General features: G+C 63.4%; 27 protein-coding genes and 1 tRNA gene. 21 read left to right on the forward strand and 7 right to left on the reverse strand.

All coding sequences use genetic code 11. The features are described 5' to 3' along the window. Positions 1 to 99: 99 nt before the first annotated feature. From IEY14_RS20885 to IEY14_RS26205, 5 genes are all read right to left on the reverse strand, one after another. Positions 100 to 618: a DUF669 domain-containing protein gene (locus tag IEY14_RS20885; protein WP_188911976.1), complete on the reverse strand. Its 519-nt coding sequence runs from the start codon at positions 616 to 618 to the stop codon at positions 100 to 102. 2 nt (positions 619 to 620) lie between these two features. After that, positions 621 to 1,433: an ATP-binding protein gene (locus IEY14_RS20890; protein ID WP_188911978.1), complete on the reverse strand. Its 813-nt coding sequence runs from the start codon at positions 1,431 to 1,433 to the stop codon at positions 621 to 623. Continuing rightward, positions 1,414 to 1,980: a RusA family crossover junction endodeoxyribonuclease gene (locus tag IEY14_RS20895; RefSeq protein WP_188911979.1), complete on the reverse strand. Its 567-nt coding sequence runs from the start codon at positions 1,978 to 1,980 to the stop codon at positions 1,414 to 1,416. Before IEY14_RS20895 ends, IEY14_RS20890 begins: the two co-directional genes overlap by 20 nt. A 3-nt stretch (positions 1,981 to 1,983) precedes the next feature. Next, the gene (locus IEY14_RS20900) at positions 1,984 to 2,415 is read right to left on the reverse strand and encodes a hypothetical protein (RefSeq protein ID WP_188911982.1); all 432 of its coding nucleotides are present in this window, start codon (positions 2,413 to 2,415) and stop codon (positions 1,984 to 1,986) included. A gap of 196 nt (positions 2,416 to 2,611) precedes the next feature. Continuing rightward, positions 2,612 to 2,737 (reverse strand): hypothetical protein, encoded by a 126-nt coding sequence (locus IEY14_RS26205; RefSeq protein ID WP_280515062.1) that lies wholly within the window; start codon positions 2,735 to 2,737, stop codon positions 2,612 to 2,614. A 68-nt stretch (positions 2,738 to 2,805) separates the two neighbouring features. Here IEY14_RS26205 and IEY14_RS20905 point away from each other — a divergent pair, with 68 nt between their 5' ends. Beyond that, positions 2,806 to 3,810, forward strand: a complete 1,005-nt coding sequence (locus IEY14_RS20905) for a S24 family peptidase (protein WP_188911984.1) — start codon at positions 2,806 to 2,808, stop codon at positions 3,808 to 3,810. On the opposite strand, the gene IEY14_RS26210 is transcribed toward IEY14_RS20905, so the two are convergent. After that, entirely contained in the window at positions 3,807 to 3,932 is a 126-nt protein-coding gene (locus IEY14_RS26210; RefSeq protein ID WP_280515063.1) for a hypothetical protein, read from the reverse strand. The genes IEY14_RS20905 and IEY14_RS26210 overlap by 4 nt on opposite strands. 261 nt (positions 3,933 to 4,193) lie before the next feature. On the opposite strand from IEY14_RS26210, the gene IEY14_RS20910 reads away from it, so the two are divergent. The 16 genes from IEY14_RS20910 to IEY14_RS20985 all read left to right on the forward strand — a co-directional run bounded on the left by IEY14_RS20910 (position 4,194) and on the right by IEY14_RS20985 (position 11,653). After that, complete coding sequence (locus IEY14_RS20910) at positions 4,194 to 4,418, forward strand: hypothetical protein (protein WP_188911986.1); 225 nt, start codon at positions 4,194 to 4,196, stop codon at positions 4,416 to 4,418. Beyond that, positions 4,415 to 4,696, forward strand: a complete 282-nt coding sequence (locus IEY14_RS20915) for a hypothetical protein (protein ID WP_188911988.1) — start codon at positions 4,415 to 4,417, stop codon at positions 4,694 to 4,696. Before IEY14_RS20910 ends, IEY14_RS20915 begins: the two co-directional genes overlap by 4 nt. A gap of 2 nt (positions 4,697 to 4,698) precedes the next feature. After that, entirely contained in the window at positions 4,699 to 4,998 is a 300-nt protein-coding gene (locus tag IEY14_RS20920) for a hypothetical protein (protein WP_188911990.1), read from the forward strand. Continuing rightward, entirely contained in the window at positions 4,998 to 5,342 is a 345-nt protein-coding gene (locus tag IEY14_RS20925; protein ID WP_188911992.1) for a hypothetical protein, read from the forward strand. The genes IEY14_RS20920 and IEY14_RS20925 overlap by 1 nt, the downstream gene beginning before the upstream one ends. Continuing rightward, the gene (locus tag IEY14_RS20930; RefSeq protein WP_188911994.1) at positions 5,339 to 5,530 is read left to right on the forward strand and encodes a hypothetical protein; all 192 of its coding nucleotides are present in this window, start codon (positions 5,339 to 5,341) and stop codon (positions 5,528 to 5,530) included. The genes IEY14_RS20925 and IEY14_RS20930 overlap by 4 nt, the downstream gene beginning before the upstream one ends. Further along, positions 5,527 to 6,261, forward strand: a complete 735-nt coding sequence (locus IEY14_RS20935) for a hypothetical protein (RefSeq protein WP_188911996.1) — start codon at positions 5,527 to 5,529, stop codon at positions 6,259 to 6,261. Before IEY14_RS20930 ends, IEY14_RS20935 begins: the two co-directional genes overlap by 4 nt. Then, positions 6,258 to 6,650, forward strand: a complete 393-nt coding sequence (locus IEY14_RS20940; protein ID WP_188911998.1) for a hypothetical protein — start codon at positions 6,258 to 6,260, stop codon at positions 6,648 to 6,650. Before IEY14_RS20935 ends, IEY14_RS20940 begins: the two co-directional genes overlap by 4 nt. Further along, positions 6,643 to 6,870 (forward strand): hypothetical protein, encoded by a 228-nt coding sequence (locus tag IEY14_RS20945; RefSeq protein WP_188912000.1) that lies wholly within the window; start codon positions 6,643 to 6,645, stop codon positions 6,868 to 6,870. Before IEY14_RS20940 ends, IEY14_RS20945 begins: the two co-directional genes overlap by 8 nt. Beyond that, positions 6,860 to 7,435 (forward strand): phosphohydrolase, encoded by a 576-nt coding sequence (locus IEY14_RS20950; protein WP_188912002.1) that lies wholly within the window; start codon positions 6,860 to 6,862, stop codon positions 7,433 to 7,435. Before IEY14_RS20945 ends, IEY14_RS20950 begins: the two co-directional genes overlap by 11 nt. Then, positions 7,435 to 7,989, forward strand: coding sequence for a DNA N-6-adenine-methyltransferase (locus IEY14_RS20955; RefSeq protein ID WP_188912004.1), 555 nt, complete (start codon positions 7,435 to 7,437; stop codon positions 7,987 to 7,989). The genes IEY14_RS20950 and IEY14_RS20955 overlap by 1 nt, the downstream gene beginning before the upstream one ends. After that, a complete protein-coding gene (locus IEY14_RS20960) occupies positions 7,982 to 9,328 on the forward strand; it encodes a hypothetical protein (protein WP_188912006.1) in 1,347 nt (448 codons plus the stop codon). The genes IEY14_RS20955 and IEY14_RS20960 overlap by 8 nt, the downstream gene beginning before the upstream one ends. Then, positions 9,328 to 9,519 carry a hypothetical protein gene (locus IEY14_RS20965; RefSeq protein ID WP_188912009.1) on the forward strand — a complete coding sequence of 64 codons (192 nt, stop codon included), beginning with the start codon at positions 9,328 to 9,330 and terminating at the stop codon, positions 9,517 to 9,519. The genes IEY14_RS20960 and IEY14_RS20965 overlap by 1 nt, the downstream gene beginning before the upstream one ends. Beyond that, positions 9,512 to 9,814, forward strand: a complete 303-nt coding sequence (locus IEY14_RS20970; RefSeq protein ID WP_188912011.1) for a hypothetical protein — start codon at positions 9,512 to 9,514, stop codon at positions 9,812 to 9,814. The genes IEY14_RS20965 and IEY14_RS20970 overlap by 8 nt, the downstream gene beginning before the upstream one ends. After that, on the forward strand, positions 9,807 to 9,983 hold the full coding sequence (locus tag IEY14_RS20975; protein ID WP_188912013.1) for a hypothetical protein: 177 nt from the start codon (positions 9,807 to 9,809) through the stop codon (positions 9,981 to 9,983). The genes IEY14_RS20970 and IEY14_RS20975 overlap by 8 nt, the downstream gene beginning before the upstream one ends. Continuing rightward, positions 9,973 to 10,383, forward strand: coding sequence for a hypothetical protein (locus IEY14_RS20980; protein ID WP_188912015.1), 411 nt, complete (start codon positions 9,973 to 9,975; stop codon positions 10,381 to 10,383). The genes IEY14_RS20975 and IEY14_RS20980 overlap by 11 nt, the downstream gene beginning before the upstream one ends. Positions 10,384 to 10,567: 184 nt before the next feature. Beyond that, positions 10,568 to 11,653: a tyrosine-type recombinase/integrase gene (locus IEY14_RS20985; RefSeq protein WP_188912017.1), complete on the forward strand. Its 1,086-nt coding sequence runs from the start codon at positions 10,568 to 10,570 to the stop codon at positions 11,651 to 11,653. 101 nt (positions 11,654 to 11,754) lie between these two features. Here the strand turns inward: IEY14_RS20985 and IEY14_RS20990 are convergent. Then, positions 11,755 to 11,844 (reverse strand) — tRNA-Ser (locus IEY14_RS20990). 512 nt (positions 11,845 to 12,356) lie between these two features. On the opposite strand from IEY14_RS20990, the gene IEY14_RS20995 reads away from it, so the two are divergent. The 4 genes from IEY14_RS20995 to IEY14_RS21010 are packed head-to-tail and all read left to right on the forward strand — an operon-like array spanning position 12,357 to position 16,294. After that, a complete protein-coding gene (locus IEY14_RS20995) occupies positions 12,357 to 13,277 on the forward strand; it encodes an ABC transporter permease subunit (RefSeq protein ID WP_188912019.1) in 921 nt (306 codons plus the stop codon). A gap of 4 nt (positions 13,278 to 13,281) precedes the next feature. Next, positions 13,282 to 14,682: a high-affinity branched-chain amino acid ABC transporter permease LivM gene (livM, locus tag IEY14_RS21000; protein WP_188912021.1), complete on the forward strand. Its 1,401-nt coding sequence runs from the start codon at positions 13,282 to 13,284 to the stop codon at positions 14,680 to 14,682. Continuing rightward, the gene (locus IEY14_RS21005; RefSeq protein WP_188912022.1) at positions 14,682 to 15,545 is read left to right on the forward strand and encodes an ABC transporter ATP-binding protein; all 864 of its coding nucleotides are present in this window, start codon (positions 14,682 to 14,684) and stop codon (positions 15,543 to 15,545) included. Before livM ends, IEY14_RS21005 begins: the two co-directional genes overlap by 1 nt. Continuing rightward, complete coding sequence (locus IEY14_RS21010) at positions 15,542 to 16,294, forward strand: ABC transporter ATP-binding protein (protein WP_188912025.1); 753 nt, start codon at positions 15,542 to 15,544, stop codon at positions 16,292 to 16,294. The genes IEY14_RS21005 and IEY14_RS21010 overlap by 4 nt, the downstream gene beginning before the upstream one ends. Positions 16,295 to 16,296: the final 2 nt, after the last annotated feature.

The following is a 16,296-nucleotide window of genomic DNA, read 5'->3' on the forward strand; positions in this document are numbered from 1 at the left end:
TGTCATCGCTGAAGTCCTTTCGAGCGACGTTGAAAACGTTGGTTCGGATGGGTGCCGGGCGGCGCGGTTTACGAGGCCAGTGGCCGCCCGGCCGCTAGCTTAACGCCGGGGCCAGCCGCCGCCGGACGCCGATTGCTGACGCGGCTGCTGATGGCTCTGCTGCTGCGGAGCGGGACGCTGCTGCTGCGACTGCCCCTGCCCGAGGGGCTTGGCGCCCTTCACTTCGTTTCGCGGCGGGTAGTTGCCGCTCGGATCGACCTGCACCGCAACGCGGATCAGGCACGGCTGGTAGTGGATGTCTTCGGTCGACCGGGCGCCGGGACGTCCGCAAGCGTTCGCGATCTCGCTGAGCTGCTGCCGCGCGATGTCGACGACCTTGCCGGGCGTCTTCTCGGAGCCCTTGAACCAAAGGTTCAGCCGTTGCCAGATCAGGCGACCGTCGAAGGAGCCGCCGCGGATCTTCCACGTCAGCACGATGCAGTCGCCCTTGTCGTCGTTCTTCGAAATGGGCTGGATCGAGCTTTCCGTGATTTCGGCTTCGTAGGTGCCGGCAGGGATCGCCTCGAAGTCGCCGCGCGGCTCGTAGGTGGTAGTGTCGAACTGAGAGATATCGACCATGGTCAGGCAGCCTTCGCGTTCTGCGGCGCAGCGGCCGCATCGATGACGGGGAGATATTCAGAGAGCTTGGCGTAACCTGCGCCCCGGTCGAACCGGATGCTCTCCGGGATGCCGTAGCGGTTCTTGGCGATGAATGCCGGCTTGCCGACGGCGTGGATGAGAATGACGTTTGCCGCCCCCTCACCCCGCGAGCGTTTGCCGTTGAAGCCCTTCGCCTCTTCCTTGATCGAGACCGGCTTCTTCAGGAGAAGGATTGCGTCCAGATCGCGGGTCACCTCGCCAAGGAGCTGCTTGTGGAGGTCGATCTCGTAGCGATCGTAGGCGTTCGTTTCCGGATCGTTGAAGGTCGTCACAACCGAATGCGCGATCAGGATGATCGCCATTCCCCTGTCGCGCCGAAGGGCCTCGCAGCCGTCCAGGAACTCCCGCAAGACGTTCTTGGCGTTCACGTAACCTTTGCCGTAGCCGAAGTCCTCGATCCGGTTCTTCGAATTGCCGTGCTCGTCGCCGCGAGCGCAGGTCTCGACGAAGATCAGGCGCTGAAGGGCGGTCACGCTGTCCACAACGAGCGTTTTGAACTCGTGCTCCTCATCGTAGAGCGATGTCATCGCTTCAATGACAGCCGCGAACGTCTCGAGACGTCCGAAGCTCGTCAGTTCGGTTTCGCCGGGCGTACCCTCCTCGCACTGGAGGAAGACTGCCTCCGGGAATTCGGAAGCCAGGGTCGTCTTCCCGACGCCCTCGTTCCCGTAAATGAGAATGCGTGGAGGCTTGTCGGCCTTGACGCGTCTCAGATCAGCTAAGCTGATCGCCATCGTCCATATCCTCTTCGATTGGCGCGTCGAAAATCCAGGCCCCGCTAGCGCCGTCGAAGGCGGGGTGGAACACGGCCGTCGTCGGCCGCGGTGGGTGGATCTGTACGTGCGCCAGCCCGTTCGCGGGCGGCAAACGACAGACGGTCAGTGAGACGACCAAGCTGTCGTCTTCGATGATGCCGAGGCCTCTCGCGTTTCCCTTGCTGTCAGCGTTGACGCTCAACAGATCGAGTAGCGCCTTAATGCGGTTGTCGATGTCAGCTCCGGCAACGCCGAGCTCGAACCCTAGGTTGACCATGACGCGGCCGCTGACACTCGGTACCGCTTGCCGACGAATCGCTGTCTTCGCCGACATCTGCCAGTCGATGTAGCTGTCCGTCTTCACTCGCCCTCGTCCGGGGAGGTTCTTGAACATGTGATTGACAGAAGGCGGCATCGGCACCGTGAAGGCGACCGGCAGGAAGGCAACAGAAGTCCCCTCCCTGCCGGCCTGCTCGCAGCACCCCGCCACGGGCGCCGAACGGTGGATGTCGCGCGCGAGGTTCATCACTCAGCCTCGCAGTCCGGCATGTGCTCGCCCATCGCTTCGGGCGCCATTGCCTGCGCTCGCTCCTGCAGCTCGCGAGACCTCGACGCCAATACGCGCGACTTTCTCAGCCAGTTGCGGGCCAGCTTGAGCCTCCACGAAAGCGACAAACATGGCTTCAAGACGCGCCAGACGATCGGCAACTTCCCGGTATTCATTGGCGGCTTCCTCGAATTCTTGTTGGGTCGCGGCGCGGAGAGCATCCAGCTCATGAGCATCAATCCGCCGCGCTTTCCCGTACCAAAGATCTGATGCGCGGCTGAACGACCAGCGCATCTCACGGGCAGCTTGCCGAATGCGGTCCTTGACGCTTCCGGCGGCCCAGTGGGCCTGCATCAGCGCCGATGCTTCTGCCACGTTAGACAATTGGGATTTCTCCCATGACTTTTGGGACATCTCCCAAGGCCTCCACGCCATGTTTCAGGGCATGGAGACAGCCGCCAAAAACCGATTGGGCATCTTCACGGACGCGGGTTGCAGCCCGTTGTCCGACGCCTCGGGCCGTTGCAGCGGCACCGGGGACGAATTCGACTACTGGCGAGCGCGAGCAGAAAGCTGCCGCCTTGCCGAAGAATGGAGGAAGCGCCGGCATCTAGCTGCGCTCCTCGTCAAGACGGACGGGGTTCGCCCAAGCAAGGCAGGCGCCGAGGATGAAGAGGCTAGGCGTGACAAGCGCGACAAGAACCGGCCATAGGATGGCGAAGACGACGAGGGTCATGCGACTGCTCCACGCTCTTCGGCAGGGAAAAAGTCAGCGGGGCTCAGCTTGATGCGATTGGCTTTGGCATGAGCGAGAAGCTTCGCCGCATCCTTCTGAGGAATGAAGCCGCCGGTGCCACCGCGCGATTGGGAATACATCCAGCGATAGACGCGCGTGAGGCTCTTGCCAGTGATCATCGCGACGGCGTTGACGCCACCGACTTTGGCGATAACGGTCCTGGCAGGGTCGAGGTGCACATCGCTCATGGCACCCATATTTGCGATAGTCGCTACAAAGAAGCAAGCCCCACCAGCGAATTGCGCTATATAAATTTTGGCGGCATTCGCAACAATGTGCGCATGGCTATCGATCAGCACAAAATCCGCTTGTGGATAGCGGGGAAACTTGACACCGCTCCGCGCGGGACCAAAAAAAGGCTCGCGGATGCCACCGGCCTAACTGCTCAACAGATCAGCCGCATCTCTGCCGTCGAGGCGGGAAAGGAGGTTCGAGATGTTAAAGCTCATGAGCTGGCGCAGATCGTCGCCTTCTTCAATGAAGCCCCGCCTGGCTTCGATGCAGCGCAAGTCGGCGAGATCCAGCCGAAACAGGCCTCTGATAGCGTGACAGCGATTGTAGTCGGTGAAACGGCGGCAGGGAGCTTTCGTCCGATTGACGACTTCGACCAGACAGACCCTAGACGAATGTCGGTGCCGCGAGATGAGGACTTTCCAAACGCGAAAGTGCTGCTCTTCGATGTGGTCGGCGACAGCATGAACGCTCTACCAGGGCATCCAATCGCGTCTGGCTCGGTTGCAGTTTGCCTCGCCTATGAAGACGTTGCGCACAAGTTCCCGCTGCGAGATGGCCTGGTGGTTGTCGTCCAGCGCGAGCGTGATGGCGGACATCTGCGCGAGTGGTCGATCAAGCAGGTTGAGATCCATGCCGATCGGGTCGAATTTCATCCGCGGTCGACCAACACCCGTCATAAGCCGATTGTCGTCGATCGCGACCACAAGGCCGACGATGGCACGACGGTTGAAATTATCGCCGTGCTCCGCCGCATCGTCAGCGGCTATATCAGCGTCTAAGCTGCGGCGTTGCAGGGCATCTGAGTGATGCCCACCAATTCTCCGATGATGCCCTCGCAGGCTTTGCACTGAAACGGCGTGGCCGCTAGAACACCGCTTTCCATCAGGTCGTCGATATCCATCGGGGCGTCGTCGCCTTCCGTGATGCCGAGGTATTGTTCCCGCTTTTCAAGGCAGTTTGCGCACACGAGGTGCAATCGAAAGCTAGCCACAATCCGCATTGCCGCACCACTATTGTTCCCGATCTGTTCTCTACGATAGCCGCACCGGCTCGCTTGTCGAGCGTGTGCCGCCGAAAATAATTTGCGACCATCGCAACATACGCCGTTGACTTAATTTGCGACCATCGCAATAATCTCTCCATCGAACGACGGAGAGACCGCATGCTCCTCACCTTCTCCAGACATCCCAAGTGCCGCGCCATCCTCTGGCTCATCGCCTACGGCTCCGGCACGGCCAGCAGGCTCTTCATGGCTGCGATGTTGCTGCTCATCGTGGCCAACGGCAGCGCGCACCGTGTCTCTCTGGAAACCCAAGAGCTTGGCAGCATGGCTCCTCGGGGTTGCGCGTCCTGTGTGTCTCTCGCGAGCCGGGAGGCGGGCAAGTGAGCGCACCTCTCGACGGCGGGGCGGCGTTTCCCGTAATCCCGCCGCAGGATGAGAATGGGATCGGCAGCGCCTCTGGCTATCCATTTCCGGAGAGCGGCATGAGCCTTCGCGATTGGTTCGCGGGGCAGGCGATGGCTTCTCGCATTATCGCGCTCGGCGACCACGCTCATTCCTCGGACAAGGCGCGGCTTGCCTGCAAAGCAGAAACAGCGAGCAGGGCTTACGAGATGGCCGACGCCATGCTCGCCGCCCGCTCCTCCAAGCAAGAGGAGCGCTGAGGATGGCCCAGCACGTCTTCGAAGTCTATGGCTATGGAAGCTGCTACTACCAGGGCGTTTTCGTAAAAGAGAGCGAGAACTTCGTTTTTTACCGTCGCCGCGAAGGCGGCCGGGTTTCGAGAATTGCCAAAGTTGGCACGGTCGTCGTCGAGACAAGCGATCCCGACGGCGCGATCAGGCGGTTTCAGGCTGCGACAAAAGCATTTGCGGAAGAAGAGAGGCTTGCGGTTGCGGCGCTCTACGAACTCCGCAGGCGCAGAGCATTGGCTGGCCGCGCGGCCCTCGCAGAGGAGCCTCGCTGATGGCCACCGAGATCACCTTCAAGTTCGACGGCGGCAAGCTGTTCGGCGAGGTCCAGCCCGCTCGCATCCCGTACATAAAGGACGGGCTCCAGTTCGGGATGATCGAAGCCATCGGCACGGCCGAGATCGAGGTCGACCACACCTGCACGTCCGGCTTCTCGGTCACCCTGGTCGAACTGCATTCGACGGTCGAACAGCGCATCCTCACCGTCTGGCCGATCGACGACAAGCACGACCTGTTCGGCAGCATCGTCGCCTACCTCGAAGCGGTCGAGGGCGATGCCATCCGCGATCTGCTTGCCGAGGGCGTCTACACCAACCGGGCTCTTGGGAGGGCGGCATGAGCGCCCTCGCCTATTCCATCGTCCAGCCTCGCCAGGGCATGCCGCTCGCGATGCAGCTGCCGGCTTACCGGCAGGCTGTGGCGCACGAGAAGCGCCGCAACGCCAAGCTGGCCTGGATGCGCGGCGACCTCGCCGACCCGCTCCTGCGCGATCCCGAAATCATCGACACGACGGAGACGAAGCTGTGACCGCCCCCGACACCACAGCGCCTGACCTGGAAGTGCTGACGTTCTTCTACCGCAACTACCGCGGCGAGGTCTCGGAACGGCACGTTCGCGCCCGCAGCGCCGTCTTCACCTTCGGCGTTAGCAAGTGGCACCCGGAACCGCAGTGGTTCTTGAGCGCCATTGATGTGGACAAGATGGACGGCCGCGACTTCGCGGTCGCCGACATCCTCCACTTCGGCCCGGCTCGCCCCGCCGAAGAAGCGCTGAGGGGCGCGGATGGGTGGCGGGTGCGAGATCTGAGGTGGGACGGCAACTATGCCGACACGCCCCTAGGGGTCTATAGCATTGGCCGGATTGGCGGCAGTTGGCATGTTGAACTCCAGCGGACGCAGAGCGTCGCTATATTTGCGCTAATCGCCAAAGGCGCTGCTTCCGACTTCGATGCGGCGCTCAACGAAGCCAAATCCGCCGCCCAGGCCGATTACGAGCGTCGGATCATGTCGGCCATCGAGCGGGCGGATGGGCCTCGCGACGCTGCCCTTGAGCAGGCGCGGGAGGCGTTGAGGCCGTTCGCGGCTGCGGCAAGCGCGCCGAACTTCCAGTACGTGCAGGACCGGCAGCGGCTGTTTCTGGAGACAAATGCAGAGGTCGTGCTGACAGACGGTCTACGCGGCGAGGACTTCCGCCGCGCCCGCGCCGCTCTCGCGGCCCTCGATCTCCCCACCCCGCCAGCCACGGAGCCCACGCGATGAGCGGTCATCTTTGGGAGGTGCATCACCCGTACTACTGCAACGACGGCAATTATTATTCGAACGAGGCGTATCACGAGTGGAAGTCGTGGGACGAGTTCTTCGCAGAGTTCGGCGACAGCGATCTCGATTACAACGCCATATTCCGCTTTGACTGGCGCGATGGCGAAGATTGGGGAGCGACCGATTACAACGGCGATGACTATTACCGCAATGGCCATCTCCACATCTACTGGGTCGGGCAGCGCAAAGGCCTCTTTCACGTCAGCGTTATAGATGTCTGTCGAGCGGACGAGCCCGCCGTCATAGCGTTTTTGCGTCCGCGCTTTGAATACCTCATGGCGCTGTGGTCGCCGCTCTCCACGGCCGAACAGGAGCCCGCCCATGGCTGACGAAAGCGAGTTCATGAGGTTCGTGCGCCGCGAACTGGCCGACTTCCCGTCGGGGCCTTACGGCGGCGCCCTGAAGGTCGATGTCGAAAAGCTCTGCGAGGTCTTCGACGGGCAGAACCACAGCGGCTCCAGCGGGCGCCTCGTGGTCCACCTCTTTGCTGATCTCGTGGCTTGGCGATCGATCAACACCAAGCGCCAGGAGCCCACCCATGGCAACTGATCTGGATGCGGTGCGATCCGGCGACTGGATGCAGACCTTCGAAGGCCGCCAATTCTGGCCGATGGACCCGCGCGCTGACGAAATCGACATCGTGGACATCGCACATTCGCTCTCGATGCAGTGCCGCTTTGCCGGCCATTGCCGGCGCTTCTACAGCGTGGCGGAGCACTGCGTTCTTCTCTCACGCGTGGTCACGCTTGAGAACGCTTTGTGGGGGCTCCTTCACGATGCGAGCGAGGCGTATCTTGTCGACGTTCCTCGCCCTGTGAAGCCTTTCCTCGCGGGGTACAAGATGGCTGAGCAGCGCGTCATGGATGCGGTCTGCGAGCGCTTCGGGCTGGGCTTCGAGATGCCTGACGAGGTGCGTATCGCGGATGGCCGTATCTTGGCTGACGAACGAGATCAAAACATGTCAGCCGCACCTGTTGCATGGGCGGATACCGGCGCGCCGCTCGGCGTGACGCTTCAATTCTGGTCACCGTCAGAAGCGCGGGCTGCGTTTCTCACAGCTTTCGTCGACCTCACCGCCCTGGCCAAGGCCCGCGCGGCGGAGGGGCGGTCGTGATGGCCGAGCACGAACCTTCCATCGGCGCGTCGGACGACTGGTATACGCCCGCCTCTATTTTCGACGCTCTCGGCCTGACCTTCGATCTCGATCCGTGCTCGCCCGGTGCGGGTCATTGGGTCCCCGCTCGAAACGTCTACACTAAAGCGGATGACGGTCTGCACCGCCCGTGGACCGGCCTCGTCTTCATGAACCCGCCGTTCGGTGGTCGAGAGGGCCACGTTCCCTGGCTGGCCAAATTTCTCGAACACGGCAACGGCATCGCGATCGTCCGAGCCTACACGTCGTCCGACTGGTTTCACCGGGTGGTGGTGCCAAAGGCCGAGACGATCCTGTTTCCTCGGGGCAAGACGCAGTTCGTGCCGAGCCCCGATCTCGAAGCCGAATTGCAGCGCAAGGCGGCGGCCCAAGGGAAAGTCTGGCGCAACGCGCCGGGACACGGCGTCGTGCTGATCGGCATGGGGCCTGTCGCGAGCGAGGCTCTGCGGAAAAGCGGCCTCGGATTTTACGTCGTCGCCCGCCAACCTCAGATGGAGGCTCCCCGCCATGACTGATACCCCTGTCGCGGGCCGCGCGGATTATCTCGACTATCGCATTGGAGATCGTGTCAAAAAACACACTGGCGACTACCAGCTCGAAGGCGAGGTGCGAGCGGTGTTTACGACGCGCGCCGGAAAGACCCGGCTCGTGGTCGAGCACAATCCAGGCTTCTTGCACATCTACGGCCCGCAGAACTTGGTCCTATTGGCTCCCGCTCCAGCCGCGCCCGCTCCGGCGGCGGATACTGTGCGGGAGGCAGTCATCGCTGCCCTGACTGACGTCCTCGGCGATGCCCTTGATTGCACGCGGGTCTGGGAGGCTTGGAGCGTTGGCACCATGTCGGCCGATGACTTCGTGCTTCTGACGGAGCGTTTCGAAGAAATCGCCGATGCGGTCATCGCCGCCCTCGCCACTCTCCCGCGCCCGGCTGATAGCTCGTCACCGGCGACAGACAACGCGGCTTGTGTATCGCAGACGACCGTCCATGACACACAAGCCCCGCGCCCGGCGGATGGCCCGGCCGCTGATGCGGGGATGCGGGAGGCGGCCGGCTGGCAACGTGTCCCGAACGTCGGTGACGAGGTGCGGGCTGATCACCCGATCACCGTCTTGAACCCAACACAGACGTTCATTGTCTATGAGCGAAGGTTCAAAGACGACAGGGTTTCGGTGCGTGGAGAAAACACGTGCTGGTTTGATCTCGGTATGATCTCGCCCGCCGCCCCGCCCCCGCCGGAAGCAGGCGTGGCGGGCGCCGGGAAGTTGCCGCCGCCGAGGTGTTGGGTCGTCGAAACGGCGCATGGTGCTATCCTCGGCGTCGTGGAAACGGAAGAGGAGGCTCGCGGGCACCTGCGGTCGCGTCCGATCGCAATCCGCCCCGTATGGGGCAAGGAAAGCCTCACGTCTCTTCAGCGCGAGAAGGCTGCGGCCATGGGGTTTTTGGACGGCTCCCGAGCGGTCATCGCGCGCCTCGAAGCCGAGCGCGACGCCCTCGCCGCCGAGGTCGAGCGGCTGCGGGAGTGTGTCGAGCAGGCGGAGACGCTTTCCGCTGAGCAGGTCGAGTGGGTGACAAACGACGCAGCAGAGCTAGGTGTGAAAGTCCGCGATCAGTTCTTCTTCCTCTACAAAGGCCGCAGCCTCGTCTACGGAGCCCTTGATCCCGACCCAACAGTGCCGCCGGTTCATGACGACGGCACGCCGATGCACTGGCGCCCCGTATTCAAGCGAGAATTCGGGGAGTGCGCTCATCCGATCAACTACGAAGACCCAAAGCTGATCGGGAAAGTGTCGCTAGACGACAGTGAAGACTGGAAGCCGCTTCCCGCCGCCCGCGCTGCCAAGGGAGGTGCGTGATGGACCAGGAATTTGGCGTCCAAGATGAAATTCTGGCCGTCGCTGAGAAATGTGAGTGCCAAAACATGCACGACGACGGGGTCGCGGTGCTTTGCTTCGTCTGCTGTGGTCCCGTTGGGATCGAGAAGGCGAGGGAGATAGTCGCAGAGCGTATAAAGCGCCGCGCCCTTGAAAGCGACGCCCATGGGTGAGCGCATCCGCCAACTGTTGAGCGAGGGATTAGACCTTTGCGTCCGCGCGAGGGCAATGGACGCGATGGACCGTCGCAGCGCAGCATTGGCGGCAAGCTGCGATCCAGAGGGCTGGCAAGCCAGCGGAGACTTTGACCGGTATGTCGAGCGGCACAACGTCAGCGACGCCGACCGGCCGATCAGCACTCACAGCGGCACAATGCCGCTGTGGGTCCAAGAGCAATACGAAACCGATTTGGCGGATTGGGAGCGCCGGGCTCGTGCCGCTCTCTCGGAGCATGACGCCCATGACTGACCGCATCTACGTCCTGCGCCAGGACGGCAGGGAGATTGCGCGGCATTCGACCCGGCGCGCCTGCGTCGTGGAGGCCATGGAGCGCGGACTGGTCGTGCATGTGGCCGACACGGCCAACCGCCTGATCGATGGCGTCACCATCAGCGAGAAGCCCGGCAATGACAGGTGACGACCTGCGCGCGCTCGCAGACGAGTGCCGGGCGCCGACAGCCCATCCGGCCAATCACCTGCGGCAGATCGGGGATAAGCTGGAGCGGATGGCCGAGGCCGCCGACCGCGCCGCAAGGCCGGGATACCGGGAGGGGTTGGAGGAGAGCTACATCAAACTCCAAGCCGAGTGGCTGGCGACGACGAAGGAACTCGGCGAAGCCCGCGTAGCCGTAGAGTTCGCGAGGCGCGAGGCGCTGGAAGAGGCGGCGAAAGTGGCGCGGGATTTCGCTAAGGCTCCAGCCCGAAACCTATTGCGCCGTGGCATGGGGTTACCCGTGTGGGCAGCATCAAAGCCCCTTGCTCTCCAGGCTATAAGAACCTGTGCCGCCATCCGCGCCCTCGCGCAGAAGGAGGGGTGATGGAGCGCCCGATCAGTCTCGAGGAAGCAGCCGAAGCGCTCGGTGTCACGTCGGCAGACAGCGCCAGCCCCGCCCGCTACGTTCGTGATCTCATTCGCCGTCACGGCATCCCGTTTGTCCGCGTCGGGCGCGCCGTGAAGCTCCGTCCCGATCAACTGCGCCTGTTGGGCGAGAGAATGGTGCAATGCCCCTCGAACTTAAGCGAGACCCCAAGTCCGGCATCTGGCAGCTCCACGGCACCGTCGCTGTCTGGAAAGGTGGCGAGTCTCATAGCATTCAGATCCGGCGATCGACCAAGACCCGAGACAAAGGACAAGCCGAGGCCATCAAGCGGCAGGTCGAAGGAGAGGTCGCGGAGCGGAATTACACGGGTCGAGAACCCGCTATCACGTTCGCGGAGGCGGCGGCGCGATATGAGCGAAACGGTGGCGAGAGCCGATACCTGACGAAGGTGGTGGCTCAACTCGGGAAGCTGCGCATCGACGCGATCGGGCAGGCCGAAATCGAAGATGCCGCTTTCCGCGCCTATCCCGACCCCACCCTATCTCCAGCCACGATTCGGCGGCAGTTCTACTCACCTGCCCTCGCCATCTTGGCGGCCAACGGGCAGCGCCCATTGGTCAAGCGCCCGCCGGATAGCGCCAAGCGCACATATTTCTTCACGCCGCGGAAGGCCAACGAACTGATCGAGAGCATCGTCGGGATGCGATACCGCAACCCGTGGACGCCTGCCCTGGCCACATTCCTGTTTGGCCAGGGCGTCCGGGTTTCCGAGGCTCTGAACATTGATGGCCGCGACGATATCGACCTCGAGCACGGCTATGCCATCCTCCGAGATACAAAGAACGGCGAGCAACGGACGGTGACGCTGATTCCCAAGGTCTTGGCCGCGCTATCTGCGGTCCCCAATCTTGGCAAGCGCGGGCCGCTCTTTCTGCGATACGACGGGACGCCCTATGAGTCGTTGACCGACGAAAATCGGGGGCGCCCGCTACGCTTCTGGACGCACCACTGTGCGACGATCGGTCTTGATGCCTCGATCTACACACCGCACACGGCGCGGCATTCCTGGGCCACTTGGTTTCATGCTCAGACGCACGACGTGGTCCGGCTCAAAGAAGAAGGCGGCTGGAAGAGCGATGAGTGGCAGCGCTACGTCAAGAGCGGCTACGCCAATCTCGGCCGCGAATCAAAGCGGCTTGGGTGGGACTTCGGGCAAAAGAACGGATCGGGATCAGACTCTGCAGAAAGTTTGCAGGCAGTCCGCTAAAATCCGCGTTTGTTCTCGCATCTTCGCGTCACATTAGAGGGTCACGGCGGACCTATCCGCCTCAACGCCAAAGAGAAATCTTCAATGGAATCATGGTTTTATGGCGGAGAAGAAGGGATTCGAACCCTCGATACGGTTTCCCGTATACGCCCTTAGCAGGGGCGCGCCTTCGACCACTCGGCCACCTCTCCAAGGCCGGAGTTAGCCGAACCGCCGGCGATCCGCAAGCCATGTTCGTGTCGGATCGTCACAAGACGGTCTTGCGCCAGCAGGACGCGGCTATCGATCGGCGGGGCGGGGATGGTGATAACGCCTTATCAGGCAATGGCCTTCGTCCGGCGCGCATCTGGCATATCTCAGCCGATCGCGGCTCATCGCATGGATGTCGCTGCCGCTCCTGTGGAGGACGTCGCGCGGTGCCTTGGCCGGAACAGTGGGCCGTCGTCGGCGGAACCCGGACATATCAGCCAAATGCGACATCGCGGCGCCGCCTTTCGGCGCGCATGGCGCGATCCTTGGCCGGCGATCGATAAGGCTTGTTGATTGGTCGCATCAGCGCTGCGAATGGGTGCTTGCGTCCGGCCTCCCGCTATGAAAGTGATCATGGTGGAATGATGGCGCAACCGAAGGCAAAGCCTGGCTCTCGCCGCGCCGAACCCCATCCAACCGTTTCCGCCGCCGGGCGGCCAGACAAGGATTCATCATGGAGGGATTCCTTCAGCAGTTGATCAACGGCGTGACGCTGGGCTCGATCTACGGCCTGATCGCCATCGGCTACACGATGGTCTTCGGCATCATCGGCATGGTCAACTTCTCGCATGGCGACGTCTTCATGGTGGCCGCCTTCTTCGCGCTCATCATGTTCCTGGTGCTCACCACCTGGCTCGGCATCTCCTCCGTGGCGCTGGCGCTCCTCATCGTGATGGTCATCTCGATGATCCTCACCTCGACGCTCAGCTGGGCGATCGAGCGTGTCGCCTACCGACCCTTGCGCGGCTCCTTCCGGCTGGCGCCCTTGATCTCGGCGATCGGCATGTCGATCGTGCTCTCGAACTTCGTGCAGCTGGCGCAGGGCCCGCGCAACAAGGCGACGCCGCCGATGCTGCGCGACAGCTACACGCTCTGGCAGAATGCCGAGGGCTTCGCCGTGACGGTGTCGCTGAAGCAGATCGTCATCTGGCTGGTGACGGCCGTGCTGCTCACCGCCTTCTGGTATCTCGTGCAGAAGACCTCGCTCGGCCGGGCGCAGCGCGCCTGCGAGCAGGACCGCAAGATGGCCGGCCTTCTCGGCATCAATGTCGATCTCACCATCTCGCTGACCTTCGTGATGGGCGCCGCGCTCGCCGCCGTCGCCGGCACGCTGTTCCTCATGTATTACGGCGTCATCAACTTCGCCGACGGCTTCACGCCGGGCGTCAAGGCCTTCACGGCGGCGGTGCTCGGCGGCATCGGCTCCCTGCCGGGCGCGGTGATCGGCGGCTTGCTGATCGGCCTGATCGAGACCTTCTGGGCGCAATATGTCTCGGCCGACTACCAGAACGTCGCGGCCTTCTCGATCCTCATCGTCGTCCTGATCTTCATGCCGCAGGGCATTCTCGGCCGGCCGGAAATCGAGAAGGTCTGAGCCGATGACCGCGCAAGCCCTTTCCCGCTCCGAGCCCGCCGGCACCGATTTCGGCAAGGCCTTCAAGGACGCGCTCATCGCCGGCATCGTCGCGCTCGCGATCTTCGGCCCGCTCGTCGGGCTGGAGACGACGCAGAACATGTCGAACGAGCTGATCCTCGAGAACAAGTTCGGCTCGGCGCTCGTCCTCGTGGCGATCGTCTTCGTCGGCCGCTTCGTGCTCTCCGCCTTCGTCTTCCCGGCCCTCGTGGCGCGGCGCGATCGCGGCAAGCCGGTCGCGGCGATCCAGCACGATGCCGAGGCGCGCCGCATCCGCCACAAGCGGATGTTCCGGGGCGGCATCGTCCTGCTGCTCTGCTATCCCATCCTCGTGATCCTGCTCACCGGTGTGCAGGGCTCGATCAAATGGGTCGACAATTTCGGCATCCAGATCCTGATCTACGTGATGCTTGGCTGGGGTCTCAACATCGTGGTCGGCCTCGCGGGCCTTCTCGATCTCGGCTATGTCGCCTTCTACGCGGTCGGCGCCTATAGCTACGCGCTGCTCGCCATCAACTACGACCTGTCCTTCTGGGTGCTGCTGCCGCTGGCCGGCCTCTTCGCCGCCAGCTTCGGCATCATGCTGGGCTTTCCGGTGCTGCGGCTGCGCGGCGACTATCTGGCCATCGTGACGCTGGCCTTCGGCGAGATCATCCGCCTCGTCCTCATCAACTGGCGCGACTTCACGGGCGGCGCGGCGGGCATCTCCTCGATCCCGAAGGTCACGATGTTCGGCCTCTATTCCTTCGACATCGGCGCCGCGAACAATTTCGCCAAGGCGTTCGCCCTCGCCCCCTCCTCCGCCTATTACAAGGTCTTCCTCTACTACCTGATCCTGGCGCTCGCTCTCCTCACCGCCTTCGTCACGGTGCGGCTGCGGCGCCTGCCGATCGGTCGCGCCTGGGAGGCGCTGCGCGAGGACGAGGTCGCCTGCCGCTCGCTCGGCATCAACACGACGAACACCAAGCTGACGGCCTTCTCGATCGGCGCGATGTTCGCGGGCTTCGCCGGCTCCTTCTTCGCCGCGCGCCAGGGCTTCGTCTCGCCGGAATCCTTCGTCTTCATGGAGTCGGTCGTCATCGTCGCCATCGTCGTCCTCGGCGGCATGGGCTCGATGGTCGGCGTCGCGGTGGCGGCCGTGGTGATGATCGGCGGTTCGGAAATGCTGCGCGAGCTCTCCTTCCTGAAGGCCGTCTTCGGCAACGACTTCAGCCCCGACCATTATCGCATGTTCATCTTCGGTCTCGTCATGGTGGGTATCATGTTGTGGCGGCCGCGCGGCTTCGTCTCGGCGCGCCAGCCGACCGCCTTCCTCAAGGAACGCAAGGCCATCTCGGCCGATCTCGTAACGGAAGGCCACGGCTGATGGCCTCCTGGGACAAGGACCCGGTCCTTCGGGTCGAGCACGTGACGATGCGCTTCGGCGGGCTGACGGCGGTGAAGGACCTGTCCTTCACGGCCGGACGCGGCGAGGTGACGGCGCTGATCGGCCCGAACGGCGCCGGCAAGACCACCGTCTTCAACTGCATCACCGGCTTCTACAAGCCGACGACGGGCATGTTCGCCCTGCATCACCGCGACGGCGCCGTGCATCTCCTGGAGCGCATGCCGGACTTCCGCATCGCGCGGACGGCCAAGGTGGCGCGCACCTTCCAGAACATCCGCCTCTTCGGCGGCATGACGGTGCTGGAGAATCTCCTCGTCGCCCAGCACACGCCGCTGATGATCGCCTCCGGCATGACGGTGCTCGGCATCCTCGGCCTGTCGCGCTATCGCAACGCCGAGCGCGAGGCGGTGGACCGGGCGCGCTACTGGCTGGAACAGACGCGGCTGCTCGACCGGGCGGACGATCCGGCGGCGGACCTGCCCTATGGCGACCAGCGGCGGCTGGAGATCGCCCGCGCCATGTGCACCGGGCCGGAGCTCCTCTGTCTCGACGAGCCGGCGGCCGGTCTCAACCCGCGCGAATCGCTGGAGCTGAACAAGCTCCTTCTCGGCATCCGCGAGCGCGAGGGCACCTCGATCCTCCTCATCGAACACGACATGTCCGTGGTCATGGAGATTTCCGACCATGTCGTGGTGCTGGAATACGGCACCAAGATCTCCGACGGCACGCCCGCCGAGGTGAAGAACGACCCGCGCGTGATCGCCGCCTATCTCGGCGTCGACGACGAAGAGGTGGAGAAGGTCGAGCATCAGCTCGACGCGATGGCGGAGGATGCGCGATGACCCCGGCCGCCGCGCCCGTCCCCGGTGCCGCCCCGCTTCTCGCGGTGCGCGGCGTCAAGACCTTCTACGGAAAGATCATCGCGCTGAAGGGCGTCGATGTCGAAGTGCGTCCCGGCGAGATCGTCACGCTGATCGGCGCGAACGGCGCCGGCAAATCGACACTGATGATGACGATCTTCGGCAATCCCCAGGCGCGCGAGGGCTCGATCGTCTATGACGGCGCCGACATCACCCGCATGCCCCCGCACGAGATCGCCCGGCTGCGCGTCGCCCAGTCGCCGGAAGGACGCCGCATCTTCCCGCGCATGACCGTCCTGGAAAATCTCCAGATGGGCGCCTCGCTCGACAAGCTGAAATATTTCAACGAGGATTCGGAGCGCATGTTCGCGCTCTTCCCCCGGCTGAAGGAGCGCATCAACCAGCGCGGCGGCACGCTGTCGGGCGGCGAGCAGCAGATGCTGGCGATCGCCCGCGCGTTGATGGCCCGACCGAAGCTCCTGATGCTGGACGAGCCCTCGCTCGGCCTCGCGCCCCTCATCGTCAAGCAGATCTTCGACGCGATCCGCGAGCTGAACCGCACGGAAGGGCTGACGGTCTTCCTGGTAGAGCAGAACGCCTATCACGCGCTGAAGCTCGCCCATCGCGGCTATGTGATGGTCAACGGCGTGATCACGATGAGCGGCTCCGGCCGCGAATTGTTGGAAAATCCCGAGGTCCGGGCCGCCTATCTCGAAGGCGGACATCACTGAGA

The organism is Aureimonas endophytica, assembly GCF_014642635.1.
Classification (GTDB): Bacteria; Pseudomonadota; Alphaproteobacteria; order Rhizobiales; family Rhizobiaceae; genus Plantimonas; species Plantimonas endophytica.